The sequence below is a fragment of the Bacteroides sp. 1_1_14 genome (assembly GCF_000162515.1).
Taxonomy (GTDB): Bacteria; Bacteroidota; Bacteroidia; order Bacteroidales; family Bacteroidaceae; genus Bacteroides; species Bacteroides thetaiotaomicron.
Genome location: NZ_GG774709.1, coordinates 21,675 through 47,518, shown reverse-complemented (window position 1 = coordinate 47,518; position 25,844 = coordinate 21,675). Strand labels below are relative to the sequence as shown.

Annotated in this window: 13 protein-coding genes and 2 pseudogenes; 2 read left to right on the top strand and 13 right to left on the bottom strand. The window is 42.1% G+C overall.

From position 1 onward, the window contains the following. Positions 1-93: 93 nt before the first annotated feature. The 4 genes and pseudogenes from HMPREF9007_RS06490 to HMPREF9007_RS06505 all read right to left on the bottom strand — a co-directional run bounded on the left by HMPREF9007_RS06490 (position 94) and on the right by HMPREF9007_RS06505 (position 7,803). Positions 94-3,979 (bottom strand): annotated as a pseudogene (locus HMPREF9007_RS06490) (TIM-barrel domain-containing protein). 169 nt (positions 3,980-4,148) lie between these two features. After that, the gene (locus HMPREF9007_RS06495) at positions 4,149-4,811 is read right to left on the bottom strand and encodes a hypothetical protein (RefSeq protein ID WP_008762788.1); all 663 of its coding nucleotides are present in this window, start codon (positions 4,809-4,811) and stop codon (positions 4,149-4,151) included. Positions 4,812-4,869: 58 nt separating this feature from the next. After that, the gene (locus HMPREF9007_RS06500; protein WP_008762787.1) at positions 4,870-5,643 is read right to left on the bottom strand and encodes a radical SAM protein; all 774 of its coding nucleotides are present in this window, start codon (positions 5,641-5,643) and stop codon (positions 4,870-4,872) included. Positions 5,644-5,754: 111 nt separating this feature from the next. Further along, positions 5,755-7,803 carry a helix-hairpin-helix domain-containing protein gene (locus HMPREF9007_RS06505; RefSeq protein WP_008762786.1) on the bottom strand — a complete coding sequence of 683 codons (2,049 nt, stop codon included), beginning with the start codon at positions 7,801-7,803 and terminating at the stop codon, positions 5,755-5,757. A 145-nt stretch (positions 7,804-7,948) separates the two neighbouring features. Between HMPREF9007_RS06505 and HMPREF9007_RS06510 the strand changes: the two are divergent. Beyond that, a pseudogene (locus HMPREF9007_RS06510) lies at positions 7,949-8,525 on the top strand (DUF4294 domain-containing protein). A gap of 382 nt (positions 8,526-8,907) precedes the next feature. Here HMPREF9007_RS06510 and HMPREF9007_RS06515 read toward each other — a convergent pair. Next, positions 8,908-9,435 carry an RNA methyltransferase gene (locus tag HMPREF9007_RS06515; RefSeq protein WP_008762785.1) on the bottom strand — a complete coding sequence of 176 codons (528 nt, stop codon included), beginning with the start codon at positions 9,433-9,435 and terminating at the stop codon, positions 8,908-8,910. Between the two features lie 491 nt (positions 9,436-9,926). Between HMPREF9007_RS06515 and nadA the strand changes: the two genes are divergently transcribed. Continuing rightward, complete coding sequence (nadA, locus tag HMPREF9007_RS06520) at positions 9,927-10,865, top strand: quinolinate synthase NadA (protein ID WP_008762783.1); 939 nt, start codon at positions 9,927-9,929, stop codon at positions 10,863-10,865. A 133-nt stretch (positions 10,866-10,998) separates the two neighbouring features. Here nadA and HMPREF9007_RS06525 read toward each other — a convergent pair whose 3' ends face one another. The 8 genes from HMPREF9007_RS06525 to HMPREF9007_RS06560 form a co-directional block, all read right to left on the bottom strand. Then, on the bottom strand, positions 10,999-13,023 hold the full coding sequence (locus HMPREF9007_RS06525) for a glycoside hydrolase family 97 protein (protein ID WP_008762782.1): 2,025 nt from the start codon (positions 13,021-13,023) through the stop codon (positions 10,999-11,001). A gap of 46 nt (positions 13,024-13,069) precedes the next feature. After that, complete coding sequence (locus HMPREF9007_RS06530; protein ID WP_008762781.1) at positions 13,070-13,732, bottom strand: SGNH/GDSL hydrolase family protein; 663 nt, start codon at positions 13,730-13,732, stop codon at positions 13,070-13,072. 241 nt (positions 13,733-13,973) lie between these two features. Then, complete coding sequence (locus HMPREF9007_RS06535) at positions 13,974-16,514, bottom strand: beta-glucosidase (protein ID WP_008762780.1); 2,541 nt, start codon at positions 16,512-16,514, stop codon at positions 13,974-13,976. A gap of 21 nt (positions 16,515-16,535) precedes the next feature. After that, the gene (locus HMPREF9007_RS06540) at positions 16,536-17,486 is read right to left on the bottom strand and encodes a DUF4361 domain-containing protein (RefSeq protein ID WP_008762779.1); all 951 of its coding nucleotides are present in this window, start codon (positions 17,484-17,486) and stop codon (positions 16,536-16,538) included. A gap of 30 nt (positions 17,487-17,516) precedes the next feature. Further along, positions 17,517-19,520: a RagB/SusD family nutrient uptake outer membrane protein gene (locus HMPREF9007_RS06545; protein WP_008762778.1), complete on the bottom strand. Its 2,004-nt coding sequence runs from the start codon at positions 19,518-19,520 to the stop codon at positions 17,517-17,519. Between the two features lie 4 nt (positions 19,521-19,524). Further along, on the bottom strand, positions 19,525-22,647 hold the full coding sequence (locus HMPREF9007_RS06550; RefSeq protein WP_008762777.1) for a TonB-dependent receptor: 3,123 nt from the start codon (positions 22,645-22,647) through the stop codon (positions 19,525-19,527). A 29-nt stretch (positions 22,648-22,676) separates the two neighbouring features. Then, positions 22,677-24,050: an IPT/TIG domain-containing protein gene (locus HMPREF9007_RS06555; RefSeq protein WP_008762776.1), complete on the bottom strand. Its 1,374-nt coding sequence runs from the start codon at positions 24,048-24,050 to the stop codon at positions 22,677-22,679. A gap of 174 nt (positions 24,051-24,224) precedes the next feature. Further along, the gene (locus HMPREF9007_RS06560) at positions 24,225-25,589 is read right to left on the bottom strand and encodes a DUF4998 domain-containing protein (RefSeq protein ID WP_008762775.1); all 1,365 of its coding nucleotides are present in this window, start codon (positions 25,587-25,589) and stop codon (positions 24,225-24,227) included. Between the last annotated feature and the right edge of the window lie 255 nt (positions 25,590-25,844).

Here is a 25,844-nt window from a genome sequence, read left to right as displayed (position 1 = left end):
TAAATAAAATAGCTCTTAAAGCAAAGAGGATGCCAACAGTTCCCCACAGGCATCCTCTTTTGTTATATATCAATGATTTACACGAAATACATTCTAGAATGAATGCATCCTCAGTTGCTTATCAACCAATATTCCGTCTTTCAGATTCAGATCAAACTTCACTTTACGTTTCGCTTTCAATTTCAGAATAAAGAGTTCTTCCGAACCTTCCAAAGCCTCCTGTTTTCCCATATTGACGAAAGTAGGATAGAGGGATTTCACACCATTTGTATGCAGACGGTCATAAGTCAGATTTTCCATTGCTTTCATATTCAGCGGTTCCACACCTACAAATTCATAGTCGCTCTGATCATAAGGCAAAGCAAAGCTAAGTGCATTAACCGACCGCAGATCATTACCCTTCACACGGATTTCAACGATTTCGTCCTTTTGATACTGCTTCTTCGGAGTACTGATAGACAGAGAGCCGGATACTTTCTCCGTAGCTTCCCTGTCGACACCGCTGTCGAGCTGAGTGGCTACGACAGAAATATCATAAGCATCTATCAAGTCATTCATATTGATATCGCCTTTGCTGATATAACCTTCAAAGTCTGAGTCGCCACGACGCAATCCGGTATAGTTCATATAAGAAGTCAGGTCATTGCGGTCGATCTTGCCATCATTATTGATGTCGCCTTGCAGGTAACTTGCCGTTCCCGGTACTTTGAATACGTAGATCTCACGACCGGAACCGTAGTTTCCTACACCTGCCGTAACGTTCAGTTTGATGTAACGTGCACTTGGACGCTCTGTGAAAGTGAATACTTTTACATCACCATTCCGTTGCCATTCGAATGCTCCGGCTTCCATCCAGTTTTCTTTGTCCATACTGTAAGATACTGTTCCTTTCAGCAGTGTACCGTTACCGGCATCCGCACGGGGCAGATAATGGAACTTATCCAGTTGGTTAACTGTTTTGAGGTCGATAACCAAATCTAATGGTATGGAGTTAACGCTATACTTCGTGTGCCATGTATCTCCCGATTCGGAGAAATTAAACAATCGGTCTACACCGAATCCTCCCTGCGATGCGGCAGTCGATTCGCCTTCAATGCCACGAATAGCAAATTCCAGCGGATTAGTCTTCGTTTTCACCTGAATCTCTGCCCATTCAGAAACACCGTCTTTGTTGACTGCACGCACTTTGAATGCGTAAGGAGTATCCGCTTTCAGATCTTCAAACAGTAAGTGAGTATCCCGGATAGTCGTATAAAGCATTCCGTCAAATTCAATCTCATAGTAATCGGCATTGGGTACTTTGTCCCAAGTCGGTTGCAGGGTATATGCTTCTCTGTTCTGCTCGCTTACCTGAGCGTTTTGCGGTGCAGACAGGGTTCCGGTGCTTACCAAGTTCCGGTCGGCCGGCTCAAAACGGAAACCTTCCACGTCCAGTTCGATACGATTGGCGGTGATGTCGGTGCTGCCCAGTTTGATGTGCAACAGCGGATTCTTTGTGATAACCACTTTCTCAAATTCACTTCCTTTGGTTGCAAACTTATTCAGATTGGGGGTTTCTTCGTACCAGAATACGTTTTCTCCATTCAGAAGTTCCGCTGCCGTGCTTACTTCCGTCAGTTTTACTTTCTTGTTGTTGATTCTTGCAGTCAGTTTCTTTGGTTTCTCCGTGACGTTGATGCGCAGTTCCGTCTTTTTATCTTTTTACAAAACCATCGAAACTTCCGGCTGTGGGATGAATGGTGATAGTCACACGGTTCTTTGCGTCTACGTTCGATTCGATCAGAGTAGATACCGATTTCTCCTGACGGTAGGCTTCCGTCACACCGTCGTCGTCATATTCTACGGTTGCAGTATGGCGGTTCGGATAAAATTCATAGATGCGAAGTGAGGGGTCTATTTCGCTGACATTATTGTTAGGTTGTGTCATCGGAATAATAGCGCCGTTTTTTACAAATACGGGTAACTTCCAGACCGGAGTATCGAAGTTGCTGAGAATACGGTTGCCTTCGTATTTCTCTCCGCTGAAATAGTCTATCCAAGTGCCTTCGGGCAGATAAATTCCATTGCGGATATCATTGCCCTCTTTATCAGCTTTCGTATTCTGATAGACAGGGGCTACGAGAAAGTCAGTACCATACATATATTGGTAGCGGGTAGCCGTTCCGTATGTATATTCATTCGGATAGTCGAGGAACATGGCACGGATGAGAGGCATACCATCGACCGCTTCACGGGCAAAGCTATACGTGTAAGGCATCAGTTCCGATTTCAGTTTGAGATACATGCGGTTAATGGATGTAGCTGGTTCGCCTAAAGCATGGGGGTACTTTTCGTTGGCGCCCCAGCCATCCATATTCAACTGCATGGGGGTAAATGTTTTCCATTGGAAATCACGTATATTGACTGCCGCATTCTTTCCACCAAAGATTCCGTCCATATCCGAGCAGATATTCGGCTGGCCGGACAGACCGGAACCTATATAAGTAGGGATATGAAAACGGATATATTCCCATTCGCCTCCGGTCTGGTCGCCCGACCAGATGCCGGCATAGCGCTGTGTGCCTGCCCATCCGTCCAATGAAATGATAAAGGGACGGGCATCATTGCCATAATAAGGCATAATATGTCCTACGTCCGCCACTCCGTTCAATCCGAAGGAATAGCCGGCTCCTACCCATGCCACATCGGTTTTGAGTACACGCACACCGGCATCACGGACTTCTTTCACGATATCACGCTGCAACAAGGCACTTACACCCTCCTTCGGGTGCAGGTCCGACTGTGTCCAGAGTCCTATTTCCACACCGTTCTTACGGGCGTAGTCTCCCAGGCTTTTCAGATTGGCGATGTTGCCGTCCAGTGTTTCCGTCTGTCCGTATCCGGCTCCGTAACCGTCGTTCGGAAGTAACCATCCGAGAGGCATATCATGATTCTTGTAACGGTCGATAACGGCACGTGCCGAGAACTGGTAATTATTCTTTTCGCCATTCAGAGACTCTTTGATGCCGCCATTGTCTTTCTGGCTTTCTTTATATCGCTTTCCGTCTTCAAAGAGGATTCCTTTCTCGTCTTCCTTCCAATAGTCACGATTGTAGGCATTAAGATGCCCTTCGTAAAAACCGAATTTGGGCAACAAAACGGGGTTTCCCGTCAACTGATAGAAATCATTCAACAGGGAAACGGCTCCGTCGTTGACCATATAGAAAATATCAAGGTAAGAAGAATTGTGAGACAGTTTCACTATGTTTTTCTCTGTTGCTCCAAAATCGTATTCACCTTTCCGGAAAGTGTACCACATCATTCCGTAACCATTGGTAGACCAGTAGAAAGGGGCAGGGGAGGCCACTCCGCCATCCGTCCAGCTATTCTGATTTTCGATGGCAATGACTTTGCCTTTATGAGAAAAACGTCCGTTTTGCACACCGCCTCCGTAGAAGTATTCTTCGGGATTCTCCTTCAAGGTTACGGTCACTTCTTTAGGACCGAATATCACCGGAGCGACTTCTTCGATCACACATTTGCCGGTCAACGGATTAAAGACTTTCATCAGTCCGGTCTGCTTATTCAGTTCAATCCGTACTTGGGCGGTAGTGAGGGTTATATAACCCTCTTTCTCATCCACCGACAGTCCGGAAACTTTGCGTCGGGGCTGGTCTACAAGTATCTGCGCTTCAGGTTTCGCTTCGGGGTCACGGATAATGCCTCCGGAATTGTCCTGAAAGACACGGAAAATATTCTCTCCGTAAAAGTCGATAGTCATCCGTTGCTGGTTCGCAAACAGTACATCAACCGTCGTCGGGTTTATTTTTTCTGCACAAAGGATTCCCGAAGTTTGTTCCTGATGGACGGATGCCGAAGAAACGTCACTCTGATCCAATGCTGCGGATGCCTGTATGGAAGAAAGGGAAATCGGACATAAGAATAAAATGGCGGTAATACGCCTGAGATGTCGTAAAGAGATGGGGGTTTCTTTTTTCATGTTTTTATTTATTTGGTATTAGAAATTAAGACTGTTAATGTCAGATTGTAAAATTACTCGTTTGGTAATAAATACACTTCATCTTTGGGTTACCCTAAATCAGAAGCTGTTTTATTATTATTTATTCACAAATCCCATAGGGATAAGCGGAGGTCAATAGCGTGTCACCTTATTTTTTAAATCTAATCCGATATTCTTGTATCGCCAATGTATCCCTGACTCCTAACGTACTTATAACTTCAGGATTGAATTCATTAAAAGCTTTGCCTCCCATTAGCGAATAAGAATAATCTGTATATTCCGATATCTTGTACAACAAATAGCATAATTCAATATCTTGATAAGAACCATAGGCCACACGTATTTCTTTTGTCCAATACCTCCCCTTCGGAATGGAAAGCGGCGGATCATACTTCATAGGATATTTCATCATTCGAAAACATATCGAATTAACATCACCTTCAAATAGAAAACCTGGACGAGAAGAAAATAAAAACTGTTTGCCATTCTTTTCTACATCATAAACAAATGGATCATCTTTAAATCTCACACTATCTTCCGAACAAAAACAAATAGGTGTCAACGAATTCTTTATATCCATATTATCCGGAATACCCGGTAGAACAACATTAGAACTATATGCAAATTGCATTATTTTATCCGTATCATAAATTTCCTCTTTGTTCGTAAACATTCTGATATTGGAAACTTTCACTACTTCACTTCCATATAAGGTTATAGGGAACTCTATTTCTTCTTCTTTTTCGCATGAAATACATATTAAAGACAAACTCCCTATACTTGATAGCAATAAAAATTTCCAATTCTTCATTTGAGTATATTTTGAAAGTGTTTTTCGGTATTCTATTTACTAATCAATATCTTATCCATCAATAGGACGCTGTTGCCGGAATTCCCGTTCGCTTTATCAATTCTACAATCCGGTCCAGTTCTTCATGAGTGGCTTTCTGCAGGTCATGGTCGGGAGTCTCCCTGTCAATCGTATAGATCATCACTTGACTGGGAGCGATCTCCTTGACTGCTTCCAGCCACGGGAGCACAAACTCATCGGATGTATTATTCATATCTTTCCCAAGGTAACTACCTTTCAGAAACATAGTCTGAATAATACAATTTCCTTTGAATTCTTTCATCTTTTCGATGATCTTCCTTACGGAATATTTCCCGTTGGGACGATCCAGGAGATGAATGTATTCTTCGTTCACCGTATCCAGCTTCAGGATATTATTATCTATCTTGTTCAATGCATCGAATACTGCAGGACGGTCAATGAAGGTAGAATTGCTCAATACACTTACTTTTGCATTCGGGAAATAGTGGTCACGAAGTGCCAGTGTATCTTCTATGATTTCCGGAAAATGAGGGTGGGCAGTCGGTTCACCGTTTCCGGCAAATGTGAGTACATCAGGGGCGGGACCGTTCTTCTGCATATCTTTCAGCTTTTCTTCCAGGGCGATGCGCACTTCTTCACGAGTGGGCAGATGCTTCTTCGGACGATGGTCGGCATTGAAGCCGCATTCACAATAAATGCAGTCGAACGAGCAGACTTTGCCGTCTTCCGGCAATAAGTTGATTCCCAAAGATACACCCAAGCGGCGGGAATGAACAGGGCCGAAGATGGGTGAAGGAAAAATAATAGTCATCTTTTTATTAATTGTTTTAATATGAGTTCAATATCAATACGAACGTTTATCACATCAAACTCACATTATTTTATCATTCACTATTTCATAATATCCAGAGGCAAAGATACTTTAAAACTTAATACGGAGTTGCATTTGTACGTCAGCTTTTTTATTTCCAAGGATTAAATCATTGCCGGAACCTATTTCATTCCGGTCGAGATAAACGGTTTCTCCGAATTTAGTTATAAACATCCAATGTTCATTCGGTTCATATCTCAGACGAACGGCACAGCGAAATCCACGGCCTTGAAAGGAGGGAGTGTAAAATGTATAAAGCAATCCCTTCTCTGATACATATACCCGCGAATCATAGTCGTCTGTAGAAAAATAACTGCCTTGAACGTCAGCAAACAGCCTGGTCCAAGGCAGTTGGGAGGACATCATTTGTGTAACTTGATATCCTTTACTAGCAGCCCTGTCTTGAGAATGAAAATGGTTGTAATCTAAAGTTGTACGACAGCTAAACACATCTCCATAAAAATAGTTCAAACGATATCGAAGTTGGTGATGAAAAATAGGAAGCGTTAGGTTTTCTTTGCTACCTGTCAAGTCACGCTCTTTCTGTTTATAACGATATTTCAAGTACATTGTCAGATTACTGTGCGGAGTAAACGTAGCCTGAAGCAATCCGTCCATACCTCGGGAAGGTTTACTGATCCGGTATTTCTTCCACGGGAAAGAAAACAGATCAAAGGAAGCAAGGATGTGCCAATGGCGGAAAGGGGAAGTTTCCAATCCCAGATAATATCCCTGTTCGTTTTGAACCGCACTTCCTTCTCCAAAAGAATGGGCGAACATAGCCCAATAATTATATGAGTAGTATCGTTGTACGATCATCAACTGAGTTCCTTCCACCGGTGAATACTGAAGACGGTTCAAAGTAGCACTGCCTTGTTTTCCCATAGCCGTCTCTCCTTGGAAAGAAAAGCGATGCCAGCGGTAAGCATAGTCTATTCCTAAATTGTAGAACTGATTTCCATGAATGTTGTATTGGGAATAACCTGTTAATTGCGGTTCATAAGGTCGGTTGAAAACATAGTAAATACCGGTGATACCCAGCCGGATACGGTTCTGTTGATAACTCACGTTTCCACCAGTCAGCTGCATGGTGAATACGTTCTTCTTATCGGCTTCTTTCTGACTGCGGTGTAGTCCGGTTTTGTAGATAGAAGTTATTTCGCCATCGGTCAGCACACCGTCCAGCGAACGGTGTGAGTAAAAGCCGGATATACTCCATTGCTTTGTAATGCTTAAGGTTGCCGCCGCTCCCCGAAAATAATTAGTTTCGTCAGTAGAAGAATGTTTCCTGATTCCTCCGCTGCGGGTGTTGAAAGAAGAAGCATATACGGTCTTTCCCAGTAAGTAATCCGTGCTGATCACCAATCCCTGTCCGAAACTTAATCGATAGTTACCAACAGCCAATGTTTTTAACCGCCCACAATCTTTGAGTAAGAGATAAAAAGAATAATAATCATACCCTTGACGATTGTGCAGAGCAAAGAAAGGTTCTCCGGCATCCTTCTCCGCAACGAAACCTGCATAGAGCTGGTCGCGATAACGGAAAGCATACTTAACAGAGTTATAAACAGAAGGTCCCAAATAGGTATGTTCATAACCTTTTCGCTTGTAAAACGGTATATCTATGCGAGTTATCACTTCATTCTTTCCATACTTCATTGCGCTTTTCAACATAGTTTTCCACCGAAAAGACGACTCATTGTTAATAGCTTTGATACATACGAAAGGCAATAGATACTGAATAGTCTGCCTGTCCATATCCTCTATCAACTGAAGTTCATAAAGAGTTTTCATCTGCCCATGCACGTATATATAGGCTAGCAGATGTTCAATCTGAATATCACTGAGAAAAGGAAATTGTTCCAGTTGTTGACGGGTAGCCCGGTTTAAATCTACAGGTTCGTGAAGGCGGACGGACAGTTCTTCCAGTTCATTCTCCCAATTGGGTTCATTAACAGCATTATCAACACTATTATTAACAGATAAATCTTCAAAAATATCTTCTATAAGACTTTGAGAAAGGTTTTGAGCACTACAAGCAGGAATAATGAACAGGCTGTTTATAATACTTATCAACCGAAATAGTTGAGTAGTTTTCATCAATAAATTATTTGTTTACACCTTGCGTTTTTACAGACAAGGGCGCAAAGATACTTTAAATAGGTTAACGTCTAAAAGAAATGTCTGAATAATAAAATTTTAATTCTATTTTTGTAACGTGAAAAGGAGACTTAACATAGTAATAATGATGGCGTTTGCTATAGTCTGTTCATCGAAGATGCAGGCACAAGACAAGCAAAGCATCAACGGATACTTGGTTCCAATGTGTATCTACAACGGAGATACCATTCCATGTGTCCAGTTAAGGACTGTTTATATCTTCCGCCCGCTAAAATTCAAAAACGAAAAAGAACGGCTAGAATACTACCGCCTAGTACGTAACGTAAAGAAGGTATATCCTATCTCCAAAGAAATTAACCAGGCTATTATTGAAACTTACGAGTATCTTCAGACATTACCCAACGAGAAGGCTCGCCAAAAACATCTCAAACGGGTGGAAAAAGGACTGAAGGAACAATATACCGCACGGATGAAGAAACTCTCTTTTACACAAGGCAAACTCTTGATTAAATTGATAGACCGCCAAAGTAATTCCACCAGTTATGAACTGGTGAAAGCTTTTATGGGACCTTTCAAAAGCAGGATTCTATCAAACGTTTGCCGCACTGTTCGGTGCCAGTCTGAAAAAGGAATATGATCCGTTGGGAGAAGATAAACTGACGGAAAGAGTTGTGCTGCTGGTAGAGAACGGACAAATCTGATTCACCTTGTCATAAGGTTATCAACGTTGTTATTAACCATCATATTTCTATTAAATCCAATTCCACTATCACCATAGGAAAATTACCCCGCTTTATCTGACTTCTAAGGTATTAACAGTTGACCTGTCAGGTGTTAATAGTCTGCATGACAAGTATTAACAGTTGAGAAGTCAGCTATTAATAGCTGTGATGCCATCTGATAACAGCTTGAAACAGGATGGTTAATAAACACTGAATCAATCAGACTCAACCAAGAGTAAGTTGCTACAATATTCTTATCATCACACATAATTATGAACAGAAAAAAATAGTTGGTTAATAGCAAGTTAACTATGATATCAACCACTTATTAACTAATTATTAACCGACTGATTTTACACCGTCAACGCAGCTTTTTGAACAAATCCCAGATGACAATGCCCGTTGTTACAGACACGTTCAGAGAATGCTTGGTACCATATTGGGGAATCTCGATACAACCATCCGAATGATCAATCACTTCCTGTTGCACCCCTTTCACTTCATTTCCCATTACGATAGCGTACTTCTTCGTCTTGTCCAGTTCGAGTCGATCCAGCATAATGCTGCCTTCCGCCTGTTCTATCGAATAAACAATATATCCTTCTTTACGGAGGTTATCAACAGCATCAACAGCGTTATTAACATACTTCCAGTCAACAGTGAACTCTGCGCCCAAAGCCGTCTTATGCATTTCGGGGTGGGGAGGGGTGGCCGTTATTCCACACAGATAAATACACTCGATACGGAAAGCATCCGACGTGCGGAATACCGAACCTATATTATGCAGGCTACGAATATCATCCAGCACTACCACCAAAGGCAGTTTTTCTGCCTGTTTAAACTCTTCGGCACTGATACGGTTCAGCTCTGTTATTTTCAGTTTTCGCATACGTTGTCCATTTATTACGTTTCGGTTGCAAAGGTAGTTCTTTTCTGTTAACAGAGGTGTTGATAACGGTTTAAAACCTGTCAAAACAATCGGGAAAGAATTTGAAAAATAATTCTTGCATTATTCAAAAGAAGGTATAAGGGGCCTTCATTATGAACATTCCAAAAAACAAAGACGAAACTTTCTATGCAGACATCAACATATTTTTCAGCACTTATCTGCCTGTTTATATCCATAAAGTTTTTAACTTTGCACTTTATCAACAGGGAGTTAATAGCATTCTCCCATTTGATAAGGCTTGCATTGATAATGAAGATAATAAATAGTCAATCTTCCACCTTTCTTTCCGTTCATAACGGACTAATAAAGCAGAAGTATGGACTAATAACTTATCCGGCAAGAAAAATCGTATTTATTTGCTAACACTATTAACAGGCTATCATCACTAACAAAGGATTTTTTTTAAAAGGAAGAAATAAAAGAATATTATTATGAATAATCTCATAAAGGCTATTAATGAGCTGAAGAAAGAAAAGAATGCAATCATTCTGGGGCACTACTACCAGAAGGGTGAAATACAAGATATCGCCGATTACGTTGGCGACAGTCTGGCGTTGGCTCAACTGGCTGCCAAAACAGAGGCGGACATCATTGTGATGTGCGGCGTTCACTTTATGGGTGAGACAGCGAAGGTGCTTTGTCCGGATAAGAAAGTGCTGGTGCCCGACATGGAAGCGGGTTGTTCGCTGGCGGACAGTTGTCCGGCGGATCAGTTTGCGCAGTTTGTCAAAGAGCATCCGGGGCACACCGTTATTTCGTACGTGAACACGACAGCTGCCGTGAAGGCGGTAACGGATGTGGTGGTGACTTCCACTAATGCCCGGCAGATCGTGGAAAGTTTTCCCAAAGATGAGAAAATAATCTTTGGTCCGGACCGGAATCTGGGAAATTATATCAACTCAGTTACGAACAGGAATATGCTGCTTTGGGACGGAGCCTGTCATGTGCACGAACAGTTCTCAGTGGAAAAGATCGTGGAATTGAAAACGCAGCATCCGGAAGCATTGGTGCTGGCACATCCCGAATGCAAAAGTACGGTGCTGAAACTGGCAGATGTGGTAGGGTCTACAGCTGCACTGCTGAAGTATGCGGTGAACCACCCGGAGAATACGTATATCGTGGCTACCGAATCGGGTATCTTGCATGAGATGCAGAAGAAGTGTCCGCAGACAACGTTTATCCCCGCTCCTCCGAACGATAGCACCTGTGGATGTAACGAGTGTAGCTTTATGCGGTTGAATACGTTAGAGAAGCTCTATGAGTGTCTGAAGAATGAGTCACCGGAGATTACCGTAGATCCCGAAATAGCGGAGAAGGCAGTGAGGCCTATTCAGCGGATGCTGGAGATTTCGGCGAAGCTGGGATTATGATAGGATATACAAACGGTACCTTCCAATATACTGGATGGTACCGTTTGATGTATTGGAGTGTACCATTCCGTGTATCAGATGGTACCGTTCTTTGAGATGTAATTATCTCATTTAAATTTTATTCATAGCGATATTAGTTTTCTGCTTCCAAACGAATAACGAATCCACCGCCTTTTGCCATATTTATATTCAATATAGTTTTACTATCCACTGTTCTTTTCTCTACCATGTATTCTTTAGGTTGCTTGTAGGAGTTCGGAGCGTCTTTAAAGATAGTTGCCTGATAGGAGACATTGTCTTTCAGGAAGCTGAGGTTCACTTCTGTAGAACGGGCATCCCAGTTGGTCATTCCGCCCACATACCAGTCATTGCCTTTTTGTTTGGCTGTCACGATGTATTCGCTTAATTTTGCTTGCAATGGCAAGGTCTTATCCCAAACTGCGGGAACTTTGGAAAGGAAGTCGAGTACATCCGGATATTTATTGTATTCAGTGGGTGAGTCACATAAATAAGCCATCCATTGGTCGTAAATGACAAACATGGACAATTCATGCGAACGTGTTCCCATGCTCATGGGCGGAGTATTATCTATATCCATCGGTCTGAATTCATCCTGAGTGACACTTCTCATGGATCCCGGAGTATAATCTGCCGGTCCTGCCAACAGGCGGATGAAAGGAAAACGAGTGTGATATTCGGGAGTCAACGTCTTTTCCCAAAAGTTACATTCCGCTCCTCTTACTGCTTCATAGTTCAGTATATTGGGATACGTGCGATGCAATCCGGTAGGGACTGGGCAACCGTGGAAAATAGCTACCATTTGCTTTTCGGCCAGACGTTCTGCAAATTCTTTTCCCCATCGCATGGCTATCTGGTCATTCCGTTCGAAAAAGTCGATCTTTGCTCCGGATACACCGTAGCTGTGCATTTTAGCGATCCAGTCGCTCGGATTCTCTCTGGCGCAACTAGCCCATGTCCAGACGATAATCTTCACATTCCTTTCTTTGGCGTATGAGCATAGTTCTTTGATGTAATCTTCGGACCATCCGGCATCCAAGGTCATATATTCGATATGATTCTTTGAAGCCCAGTCTACGTAGTATTTATATAACTGGAGAGAAAGCTGCTTGTTTCCACTGGGGAAGTCAACACCTTCCAAAACGGCTTTGTGCCACCATTCCCATGCACTCTTTCCCGGTTGGATCCAGGAAGTATCGGTCAGACGGCAAGGATCGGCCAGTTTGTATACCAGTTCGTTGTTCAATAATGATTTGTCATCTTCCGAAACGATGATGACACGCCACGGAAAACTACGGTTTCCATCAGTCTTTGCGATGTAATTCTCTCTGGTAACAACCAAATGATTGGAATACCAGTAGTAAGGATTGGAAGGATCGGAGTCTATTGTTTCTTTTGGGTAATTAGCCCATTTTCCGCGCATGGAGTTGTAGCCGTTGGATTCCATATACAAAGCCGGATAATCATAGGTATTTGATTCTGTTACGACCACTTTATAAGGAGAATCGGGATATTCGTATAATACCGGAGAAACAGCAAAACGTTCGTAAGGAATTTCCAACGGACCTTTGTAGACTTTATAGAGTCTTTCAAAGTTTCTATATCCTTGATGCACCTGATGGGTACGTCCGGATTGATCCGTTTCGCCGGAATAATTAGCATCGCATTCCGGATAATAGATGGTTGGGGTGGAAGCAAAGTTGAAAATGGCATCTTCACTGATGATTGTAATTTCTCCGTTGAGACGGGTGACGAAATGATAGGCCACTCCTTCATCATAAGCACGTACTACAAGGTCGCAACTGTCGTTGAAAGAAACGGTAAGTTCATTATATGTATCCTGTAATTCTTTGTTTTTACCAACAAGGACGTCTATAGTCTGGTTCACCTTTCTTTTCTTTACCGACTTTACACTTCCGTTGCCGATTACTCTTCCGTCCGCCAGATGTAATCCGATGGGAGAAGGAAGTATAAGTTGTGTATTATCATACCATACTTCGTATTGGGTACCTTTGTCTATTTTCAGTTTAATCTTCAGTTTTCCGTTAGGAGAAACCGTTTCATATTTCTCTGCCTGTAACGTGCAGCTTAAAGAGAATAAACAAAGGAGTATTAAATAACTGATTTTTTTCTTATCCATATAATTGTGGTTTAATCTTTGACAGATATTTCTATTTATGAGTTTGTTATAACTTGTCTTTCAGAACAGAGACTACCTGCTTTGCTAAAGCTGAATATCCTGCATCAACCGGATGTGTTCCGTCTCCGCCTGCATAATATTCGGGATGGTCGATTACTACTTTCCATAAGTCGTTTACTTCTATGCCGGCACGATTGATATGTTTCAGTGCAATCTGATTACGTACTTTCAATCGTTCGGTGACAGGAGCAAACTCTTTCATTCCTTCTCCGGTACGGACAGGAGTGGTGGTTGCCCAGATCAACTTGGCTTTAGGAGCGTATTTGCGAATGACTTTGATTAATTGAGGGAAACTTTTATCATATTCTTCTTCTGTATAATCGAACCCGTGCAAACCATTATTGAAATGGATAACGTCGAACTTTGTATTTTTGAGTACTACGGCCAGTTCTTCGATTAAAGCCGGATCACCTATACTTTTCGAATTGGAGAGCCGCCCTACATATGCTTTTTCTTTCAGAGCTGCTTCTACTTTTCCGTAATATCCGCGTGTGATGGAATTTCCGATAAGCAATACGTGTGGAAGATCTGTTTTGTTAGCTCCGGGAATCCAGATGTCAGACCATTCGATATATTCGCGTGCAATCTTTTGTTGGGCAAATACGGGAATACACAAGAACAATAAGATAAATGTAATTACGTGTTTCATGATAATTGGAATAAATGAATAAATTTGATGTGCCAAAAGTAGTCAAGAATAAACTATTGAGTATATATAAACAGAGCAAAAAATGAAAGATTTGCAGCAAACGGTTTATTTAAGTGCTTTTTAATGTACATATAATAAAAAAGAAATGCGGAGAATACTAATCTTTATTTAGAATCAGTATTTCCGCATTTACAGTATTGAGGTGACTAATTAATAATATCAGCCTGTTTTATAGAAAAGATTATAATTCTACTGTTTTTTGTAAACAGATATTATCGGAAGACTTGCCTACCATGAAATTATAGGTTCCCGAAGGTGTATAGAACTGTTTCTTCTGATCATCCCAGAGACGCAATTCTTCTTTTGGAATTTCGATAGATATTTGTTCTGTTGCCCCTTTCTTGATATGAACGCGTTTGAATCCTTTTAATTGTTTCAACGGAGTCTTGATTCCCAAATCGGGGAATTGTACATATACCTGTGCTACTTCGTCACCGTTGTATTTACCACTGTTCTTTACAGAGAAATTCAAAGTAATGTTTTGACTATCTTGTTTGATGTTCAAATTGCGATAATCGAATTTGGTGTAGCTTAATCCGTATCCGAATGCATACAAAGGTTTACCTTCGAAATACATATAAGTACGGTTATTCTTTACATTGTAATCATTGAAAGCCGGAAGATCTTCAATGCTATTGTAGAAAGTCAACGGTAAACGACCGGCCGGGTTATAATCTCCAAACAGAACTTCTGCTATCGCTGTCCCGCCTTGTTCGCCCGGATACCATGCATCAATGATAGCCGGTATATTCTGATCCATCCATCCTACTGCCATAGAGCTACCTGCAACCAGTACAACGATTGTATTCGGATTGGCTTTATATGCTTCGCGAATAAAGATCTGCTGATCTTTTGGTAATTCAATAGAACTTCTGTCTTGTCCTTCACGTTCGATAGATTGATTGATACCCATTACTGCGATCACAACATCCGATTCACGAATCACTTTTGAAGCATCACCGTACATGTTCAGCATATCATATTCTTCCATGCTGGGTACACGCCAATGAAGTCTGGCAATTGCATCTCCTCCATTATCGAAATATTCCGCTTTCAACTGATATTTTTTTCCTTTTTCCAATTTCATAGAAGCTTTTTCTGTACGTGCGCTATGTACATTCCAGTCGTCTATGATTAGCTGGTCGTCAATATATAATTTGCAGCCGTCGTCACTGGTGAAACTGAACACATATTCGCCGGATACACTCGGAACTAGTTCGCCTGTCCAGCGGATAGAAAGCGGAGATTTAGGCAGGAACGGGTCCGGAGCCTGATTCTTTGGTTCGAAGTTAATTCCTTTATCTATGCGGGTTTTAGGAGTGCCTTGAAATGTAGGGTTATCATAGTATTCAGCTTTTAATCCGTTAGGTAAATTAATCGGAGAGATAAGCTGATAACCTTCTTCCGAAGATACCCATGGTGCATGTACCACCTTTATTTCATTACCTACCCGATTGCGGATACCATCCAATACGGATACCGGAGCATTGACCGGGGTTCCGCTGTAATCACCAAATTCGCAGTTAGCAGCATTGATACCGACAACAGCTATTGACTTGATTTTTTTCGCATTCAGCGGAAGAGTGTTTTTTTGATTCTTGAGTAATACGATACTTTGGCGGGCAGCTTCGAGAGCTAACTCTTTATGTTTTTCGCAGCCTACGATTTCAGGAGACAGATGATTGTACGGATTCTTTTCCGGATCATCAAACATACCTAAACGCATACGTGCTCGTAGCACATGGTAGGCGGCACTGTCTATTTCGGCAGTGCTGACCATATATTGTTTATATGCATTTAATAGCGGAGCTCCAAAAACATAGTCTCCACATTCTAAGTCCAGGCCGGCTTTGATAGCTATCATGGCAGCCGCTTCCGGAGTTTTCACATAACGATGGTCAGTCATTAATAATCCGGGAGCACCACAATCGGATACGATATACCCGTTAAAACCCCAGTCTTGTTTTAATACTTTATTCAGCAACCAGTTGTTGGCAGTACATGGCACACCGTTGATGGCATTATAAGCCGTCATGATGGATTCTGCTTTTCCTTCGCGAATACATTTTTCAAATGCAGGGAGATAGTATTCTCTCATGTCTGTTTCAGTGATGGCAGCATCACAATAAAAACGGTTATGTTCTTCGTTGTTGGCAGCAAAATGCTTAGGTGTAGATACGGACTTCAGATAACGGGGATGATCTCCCTGCAATCCTTTGACAAATGCTGTACCCAATACTCCTGACAGGTAAGGGTCTTCTCCATATGTTTCCGGAGTGCGTCCCCAACGAGGGTCGCGGGCCATATTGACAGTAGGTGACCAGAATGTTAATAAGTCACTGAACTGGTCTTTTTGTTTCTTTCCCCGTTCCAGTTCATTCCAGCGAGCACGGGCTTCATCCGAAATGACACTGGCAATAATATGATGTAACTCAGGATTCCACATACTGGCAAGTCCGATCGCCTGCGGGAAAACAGTAAATTTTCCCGGGCGGATGATTCCATGTAATGCTTCATTTCCCATATAATATTTATCAATCCCCATGCGCTCAATTCCAGGAGAAGTGGCACGCAGCAGAGAGATCTTTTCTTCTATGGTCAATTTGGACAAAAGATCCTGTATTCTTTCATGTATGGGAGCATTCATATTTTTGTATAAATCCTGTGCCATTGATACAACCCCCAACTGCATGAAGATTAAAAGTAAAATTAGTTTTTTCATTCTATGTTATTTTAGTGTTAGTTATTCATCAATCTGATCGAGTGTGACACTACGTAAAGAGCGCATATCGACGATTTCCCATTTCGATTCGCCTTTGAAGCGGTATTTGTATTTGAAGTTAAAACGCTGGCGTTTCTTTCCGCCATAAACGTCTGCCAATTCATAATTTCCATAATAATTGGGTTGTTCTTCGTTGATGGAAGCAACTTCGATAAAGTCTGCATTGTATGGCTTCATTGTCAGGCTGTTATCTTCGTTCACTGTAACTATGATACCGTTCTTTTTGATTACTTCTTCATTTTTTTCGTATCCCTTGATACCGGCGAAAATGCGGAATGAGTTTTTCGTAAGTGGGTGGAATGTTTGTGAAGCGGCTGCATCACGTTCGGATTCCCCTTCTTTCTGTAGTTTTCCGGCAGCATTGTAGATAGTCGCTTCGTCTGTTCGGGCATAGAGATTTTTCATTTGTATCTGATAAAGTACTTGCGACTTGTCCGGATTGACAGAATAGGCTGATACACTTTTGATACGCAATGGGATCAGGTAAATCGAATCCGGTGATAGTCCTTCCGGCTTTACCTGAATCGGCATTACATTGTAGGTATCAGGGCTTCCGACTTTCAAAGTTACTCCCATCTGAGCGATGGAGTAATACTTTGAAGGAAGCTCTTTAGCGTATTTTGACTGGTCAATATCGTATTTGATTTTATTATAACTCTGCAATACTTCCGGAGCATATTCCAGTGTAACGTCTACATCCCGGTCGATTTGGAGCGAGCCGCCACAGTTGATAGAAATATATCCGGTGCTTTCGGATTGGTTGAGGTCGTGCATACCAGTATATACCAAGTCATTGTCGCTGATGATACAAATCACCTTTTGTCCCATTTCCTGTTCGAAGTCAAAAGGTTCGCAGGCTGCCAGAGCAAACATTGCCAGAAAATAACCGGCTTTTTTTATCATTGTTTTCATTTGATTATCTGTTTTACTGATGATTCAAAGTTAGTTGTTATATCCCGGATTCTGATCTAGTAATTTTACTTTTCTCAATTCGGATTTGCTGAGAGGTAAGAATAACAGTTTTCTGTGTACTACACGGTCACGGTAATTCTTTTCGTCTACTACGGTACGTTGGTAGAAGCCACCGAATTCATTGGCTGCAATGTTGAGGCCCATGATAGGCTCTGAATCCACGTCTTCGTAAATACCCCAGCGGCGTACATCGTAGAAGCGTCGTCCTTCACCTAAGAATTCTACCATACGTTCGCGTTTGATTTGCTCGAACATTTCTGTAGGGCTTTCCAGTTGGGCCTGAGTGAGCCCCGGTAGTCCGGCACGATAACGAACTTGGTTGAATGCTTTGGCGATTTCGTTCATGTCACGTGACAAGCTGTATGATTCGCCTGTAGGCAAAGTAATGGCATGAGTTGTGGTCAATTGATTCAATGCTTCGGCGTACGACAGTAATATTTCGGCGTAACGGATAATAGGGAATCCTTTCTCATAACGTTCGCTGCTGTTGCCACGCCATGCATCATAAGAAGAAATGTATTTCTTAATCACATAACCTGTAGGAGTGTAGTTGTCGCTACCCACTGTTCCTGCATATTTGCCGGCGTTGCCGTCCATACAGTATTTCACGGTTTGCAGACGGTAAGAGCCGTCGGTAGTCGATGAAGCAGGCCAGTAACATCCGTTGAAACCGACACAGGCGTAGAAGCGCATTTCACGATTGGCATACATTTGCCATACTCCGCTGTTGAGGTGATAGTCTGAAAAATCACGCGGTCCGGAAGTAAAGTCGTTAGGACCTTCTTTATATTCTCCGACTGCCATAGCTTCTTCGATTGTCTTTCCATCTTCCATACGATAGGCATCAATCATTTTCTGCGTTAAGCCCATACCGTTATATCCGCCCATATATTGAGGGAATGACTGTTGGGTGTATCCTTTTACTTCTTCCGAGATACGTCCCCAAATGATTTCGTTGTTATTTTTAAACGGTTCATCTCCTGTAAACATGTAAGAATAAGATTTGAACGGGTCGATTCCACCGGCTCCATCAGGGAAGTTTTCTGTAGGAACACCTGCAGGTAGTTGCGGAGTATTCTGGTCTTTACTCACTGTAAATAGTTCGTAGACATTCATATCAATGACACGTTTGCAGGCAGCGGCGGCTAATGCCCATTTCTCTTCACTATAATTTTGGTTAACGTAATATTCTTTATCGTAAGTACGTTTCCAGTTGCCGAAGTAAAGGCGGGCAGTGGATGTTCCGTTGAAAAGCGGTGAAGCGGCATGTAAGCGTAGGCGTGCTATCAATGCGTAGGCAGCTCCTTTCGTAGGACGTTCAAATTGTGCGATAGAAGCTTTCAGAGGTAGGTAAGCCGCTGCTGTTTCCAGTTCGGAGCAGATGTATTCCACTGTTTCGTCATAAGTAGCACGATAAGTATTGTAAGCTGGACCTTCCAGATTACTTTCAAATATTTCGTCGCCTACAAGAATAGCAGGACCGCAAGTCATCAGAATATGATAATAGGCGTAACCGCGCAGGAAGTGAATATAACCGGTATAGTTACGGCGGTCGAGTGCTGTCATGTCTTGACATTCGTCCATACGTGCCAGCATCAGATTGGCCTTACGGATTACTTTGTACATATCACTCCAGATATTCATACCTCTCAAATTATCAGGATTCACATATCCTAATGCAAAGGCTGATCCACGGAAGATGTCGCTGCTCATTACAGTGAAAATATCGTCACCGGCAGTAATTCCCGGTGCATATTCATGACCGAAGATTTTACTCTCGTCGGGCAATTGTCCGGCTGCACCCCACAGATACGCTTCAAAATAACGTTTCTGTGTGAATACGGAGTCAAACTTCAGTGTATCGTCGAAATATTGATCTACGTCCAGGTAGTTGCAAGAGCCTAGCAGGACGATGAATGCAAAGAGAAGACTCTTTGATATAATCTGGCTTATTTTGGTTTTCATACGATTCATTTTTTTAGAAGTTAATATACATCTGGAAAGCATAGCGTGCCGGTATAGGATAGGCGCCTCCGTTATAATATGCTTGCTCCGGATCGAAATGTTTGAATGGGCTCCATACACAGATGTTGGAAGCTACAAACTGTAGGTCGAGTGACGAAACACCCAGTTGTTTCAATATCTTGCCGGCCCCCAGATTGTAGTTCAGATTGATTTCCTGCAAACGCAAGTAGCGGGCATTGGTTTTCCAGAATGTCGAGGGCTGTGTACTGTTGTGGTCATTTCCATAAGAAAGACGTGGGAACATAGCGTTTGGGTTTTCGGTAGACGCATCACCAGAGATTTCGCGCGGTGTCCAACGATTCGCCTGATTGGCTGTGATAGCCAGTGTGTTTCCTGTTTCTCCGGAAGAGAATGGAAGGAATCCGAAGGCTTTGTAACCATCCACACAGAAGTTATCCACATTACCTGTTCCTTTGAACAAGAATCCCAGTGTCAGTTTCTTCCAGCGTACTTCTCCGCCAAAACCATACATTAGGCGTGGATAGTTGGCTTTATAAGAAAGAGGTACTTGGTCGTCGGAGTTGATAACACCATCACCGTTCACATCTTTGTATTTAATATCACCCGGCAGTACCTTGCGACCTGCAATTCCACTTTGGTCGGGACTGAATTTTACATCGTTTTCGTCGCGGAACAAGCCTAATGCAATATAACCGGAATAAAATTCATAAGGTTTGTCGGCTCTTTCCTGATAAGAATATTTTTGGAAAGCTTCTTCCCAGTTTTTAACCATATTGGCTGTGTACGTAAAGTTACCACGGAGGGTAAACGAGAAGTCTTTGCCGATATCCTGTCTGAATGAGATGTTACCGTCGGCTCCATAGCTGACCATGCTTCCTACGTTTCCAAAAGGTTGTTCTGCCAGTCCGATATAGTCAGGTACCATTGTACGTTGTTGGAAGATGTCATTACGGGTGTCGCGGAAAAAGTCTACTGTGAAGTCAACCTGTTCGTTGAATAACTTTCCTTCAATACCCAAATCCAGTTTGATAGCTTTTTCCCATTGGAGGTTGTCGGCGCCGACTGATTGTTCCGTTACGCCGTTGCTGCCATTCCATCCTTTATTGGCATTTTCGTTCATGATAGTCAGATAAGGAAAACGTTTGTTAGTAATGCGGTCGTTACCTACCGAACCCCATGATCCTCTGATTTTCAAAAAGCTCAACCAAGGTAATGTTTCACGTACAAAGTCGTAGTTGGTCGGTACCCAACCAAGAGCAACGGAGGGGAAGAAACCGAAACGGCGTCCTTTCTGGAAGTTCTCCGAACCGGTGTAACCGAAGTTCAAATCGATCATATATGTATCACGGAATCCGTATGTTAAACGACCGGATAAACCTTGATAACGTTTAGGTACATTATCTACATTAACATTACAGTTGTAACCGTGTATATCACACCATGTACTTTGGTAGCTGCTCATATAGTAGTAAACCAAACCACCAACACGATGATCTCCGAATGCACGGTCATAGTTTAGAGTAGATTCAAAATGCAATTTATTCCATTGTGATTCTTCATCTTTATTATAAGTGGCAGTTTGGGCATCTACTACTTTACGCATAATCAATGTACCATCTACCGTACGTCCGCTGGCATAGTACATTTCCGGCAGAACTTTCCGTATTTCTTTCAGATAACTTTCAGAGTCATAAGCGATTTGTGCTCTTAACTTCAGTCCTTTGGTGATGAAAGGTAAATCCTGAGTGACTGCCAACGTTACTTTGTTTGTAAATCTGCGCCATTTCGCTTTTCCGGTATGGTTCAGCATAACGTAGGGAGAATATTCGTTGTTTGCTCCCCATGCCGGTAGTTCTCCAGTAGAGTATTGCAGTGGAATAGTCAGCGGAGTCAGTCTTTGCTGGGCACTCCAGAGCGCGTCAGTCGAAACGTTTCCCGGTTCAGTCTTTTCAGACAGATAACCTTCCGTGCCTAAATAAGCAGTAGTTGTCTTTGTCAGATTAACATCGATATTACTACGATAGTTATAAGTGCGATAAGCTACGTCAGTACTGTATTTAGAGCTTTTTTCCTGTTTGTAAGCAGCATCTTCATTGGACATACCCAAGCTGAAAAAGTAACGAGCCACACTACCACCACCACGGGCACTCATGTAATAAGTCTGTTGCAGAGAATTCTTGTTCAGAATCTGATCACGCCAGTTTACGTTCGGGTAAAGATCAGGGTCGAGCTGATACTTGATCAGGTCTAGAGCCATCGGTGAGTAAAGTTCTTCTTCGCCGCGAGCCAGTTTTGCTTCGTTGGCCAGTTTTGCGTAGTCATAAGCGCCGAGGTATTCGGGCATATTCTGTAAGTGAGATACGGTCAGGTTGACACGTCCTGTAATTTTCAGTTTATCCACTTCACCGCGTTTGGTAGTAACCAGTACGACACCGTTGGCACCACGTGTGCCGTAAACGGCTGTAGCGGAGGCATCTTTTAATACGGAGAAACTTTCAATGTCTGCAGGATCAATCTGGCTCAAACTACCTTCAAGTCCGTCGATCAGTACCAGTGCACCTTGGTTAGCACCGAAAGTTCCGATACCACGTACCCAAAATTCAGAAATGTTTTTTCCCGGTTCACCACTGTTTTGCAGGGAGATAATACCCGGTACACGTCCGCCTAACATGTTAGGAATAGAAGTAGCCGGTGTCTGCAGGTCTTTTACATCTACGTTCGTGATAGCACCTACTACGCTGACTTTTCGCTGTGAACCGAGTCCGACAACCACCGTTTCTTCCAGTGTATTCGTCGAAGGTTTCAGTTTGAATTGTGCGTTTTTCCGATCCAGTCTGGAGTCAATTCTTACTTCTTGTTTTTCATAACCAAGGAATGACAAAGTGATTACATCACCCATTTGCGCTCCTTTGATTGTAAATTTACCGTCCATATTGGTAACAGTACCTACACCGGGACGGTCTTTCAAAAAGACGTTGGCACCCGGAATCGGGGCATTGAATTCATCGAGTACCGTACCTGAAATGGTAATTGTACTTTCTTTTTTGGTTTGCTCTTGTGCTATGATGCTGAGGCAGCAGAACAGAAAAGCGGTTATAATATATAAATGTTTCATAGCGTTATTATTTATAATGACCTACTGCGTTATTCAATAGAGAGTTTGCGGACACAACGGTTGTCTTTGTCACCGATGTAGATAGTGCCTTCACTGTCGATGGCAAGTCCCCATGGTTCGGTGAAGAGTGCGATTTCCGGTGTTCCGTCTTTATATCCCGAAGTATTGGGGTTACCGATCACCGTACTAACTACCCCTTCGGGAGTCACTTTACGAATACAATGATTACCGGAGTCAGCGATGTAGAGGTTTTCTTCTTCATCCAATACCAATTGGCGAGGGCTGCTGAACTGTGCTTCAGTTTCTTGTCCGTCAGCATGTCCTGCACGTCCTTTGTCTCCTGCATATATTCTGAAGTTTCCTTCGCGGGTCGGGTCGGTAATGTCTTCAAATACACCGATACAATGCTGGTTGGTGAATGCCATGTAGAGTTTCTTCGGGTCTGTCCGGCTGAAGGTCATATAACAGTCAGAGGTAGCTAACAAATCATTATTACCTACTTCTATTACCCAGGCATATCCTGTTTTTCCGTCAATCTTCAGAAAGAAGTTGGCATCTTTGGTACGGCAGTAGAAATGATTGTCCAGTTCACAATAAGCAAAGGAGTGTTTATAAGTAGTATTCACTTTACTTGCATCTACACCTTCGGCTGCCATATAGTCTCTTCTTCGGGGTGTCCAGAAGTCTACCGAATTGACAGACCAGAATGTGTTACCGCCATCGGTAGGAATCACTAATCCTAATCCGTTATCTATGATACATGGTTGGTTCAACGGATATTGGCCTGCATTATCGATAATAATAGAAGACTGGTTTTCTTTTTCATTGATTAATATCAGTTTGTTGGCTCCCCACAGTTCGCGTGGACATACAAAGAGATTATCTTCGGCATCGACAGCCAGGAAACCGACTTCAGGAAATTCTGTCTCGCCCAGTGTACCTACTTTGACGCCACTTGTTCCGGGACGTCCGCACAGGGTAGTAACTACTGTCTGAATGTGATAGTCGAATTTCTTATCATATACGGCAGACTGTTCACCTACTTTTACAGTGATTTCTACCTGATCATGATCCGGGTCACCATCATCCGGCATGCCATCTCCCGGACGACGCGGAGTAATCACATAAAGTTTGTTTCCCAAAGAGCCGATTAATGCTGCTTTCTTATTATTAAAATAAACCTCGATGTTACTTAAGTCAGTTCCGAAATTTTCTCCGTTCAGAATCACTTGTGTAGCGATACCTCCTGAGTCAGGATAAAAGTTCGTAACTTTAATAGGTGCGTTAGGATCATATACCTGAGCTGATGTTTTATCTTCACAGGAAGATGCGATGATGATGGTTAAAGCACATCCCCCTATGCAAAATAAAAAAAGAATTTGATGTATTAAATTTTTCTTCATAATATTGATGTTACATAATGTTGTTGATAGTATAAGACATTATTTCCTGAATGAAATAATATTGATATTGACTCAACGATTGACTTTACTGGTTACTGCATAATAGAAGGTTTTACTGTTTTTCATATTGTTTTTTGATTTAATATTTGATTATAAGATAAATGATATACAATTTTATTGTTGGTAAGCAAAACGTATGAATTTATAGTTAAAGTTTCCTCCCTCGCCAATGATAAACTTCACGGTATGTTTACCTTTAGTTAGATAAAGTTTGGGTTGATTTTCAGGATAAACATCATGTTGCCATTTGAAGGCATTCCAATCATTGTCATTTATCATGTGAACAGAGTTTGTTGCAACACCATCCACTTCCAACGAATAATATCCACCATTACCGTTGTTGACAGAACGGAAGAGGTCGAAAGCGTATGTGCCTTCATCTTGTACGTCAAGGGTAAACATTTGCCATTCGTCGGCTCCGGTATATCCGATGTTCATGCCGAATTCCGTATCCACACCGGGACTGTTGTCGTCACCTTTTTCCGAACGGTAGTTGTAACCTGCTTCATTGTGAGCGCTGTTATCATGATAACCAACGCCTTCACCTCCCAAGTCGAAATTGAAAACGGAAATCTCGCGGGTCTCAGAAGCGGAAAGTATGGAACGCAAGTCTTCATAATTGTCTAGAACGACAGGGGCTACATAGAATGTATCTGCGGCGTTGTTTTCGGGAACTGCATATGTTGCATAAGACAGGTCGGAGCCAAAGTCTAATAAATAGGAGTTCGTTTCACTGCCAAGAATATATTTGGTGACATCTTCTCCTGCTTCATTTTTGTAGTTCAGTACGCAACTTCCCGGTTTATCTTTCCATTTTACTACCAGTCCGTTACCAAAACGGGTAGCTACTTCTACGGTACGATTGCTCAGTGTAGATTGGAATGACTCACCATATACATTGGCAGAAACATTGATCGGATTTGCCTGATTTCCATACCGGTCTACACAAGTCACTGTGAAATCATACTTCTTATTTTCTTCCAGATTGTCATAATAGAATTTGAAAACGCCGCTTTTATAGTTCACTTCTTCTTCGATGGAACTATTGTTGTTATTACATATGACGTTCATCTTCTGGACTTTTTCGTTGTCGATAGTCACTTCTATTAAAACACGTTTATTTCCTGCGCGTGCCAGTACTTCTTTAGAGGTGGGCAGGCTTACTGTTACATCTATTGTTTTGGTCCATTCTCCCTGCGCAATAGTGATTTGAGTGTTGCCTACTCCTGTAGCGGTTACCAGCCCCTCATTGGTTACTGTAGCGATGGACGGGTCTTCACTAGTCCATTCAAATGTACTTTCGGTGGGGCTTGCGGTCAGTTGTTCCGTATCTCCGAAGAACAGGTCCAGTGAAGTCTGATTGACGTAAACCATGTTCTCATAATTGTGATTGATTTCTCCGGTGTGACATGCTATCATGCAAAAGACTGCAAATAGCGATATATCCACTTTCGATAATTTACTTACATATTTACTCATAGTAAATTCCTCCTAAATTTTTAAGGTTAATCTATTCTTTTTTTTGTTATCTGGTGTTGCAAACGTACGATAAAGCTGGCTTAAATCTAAGTACGAATGCTGCAAACTTTAGTCTGAATGCGCCAAAATAGGCTATAATATCCGTTATTTCATGGGTTCTTCGAGTTTTAACCAATACTAATTTCTATTTTGCGCTGTTGTCTGCTGAAATAGCTCTTTTGATAGAGTTGTAAGTAGACTCTTGAATTTAATTTA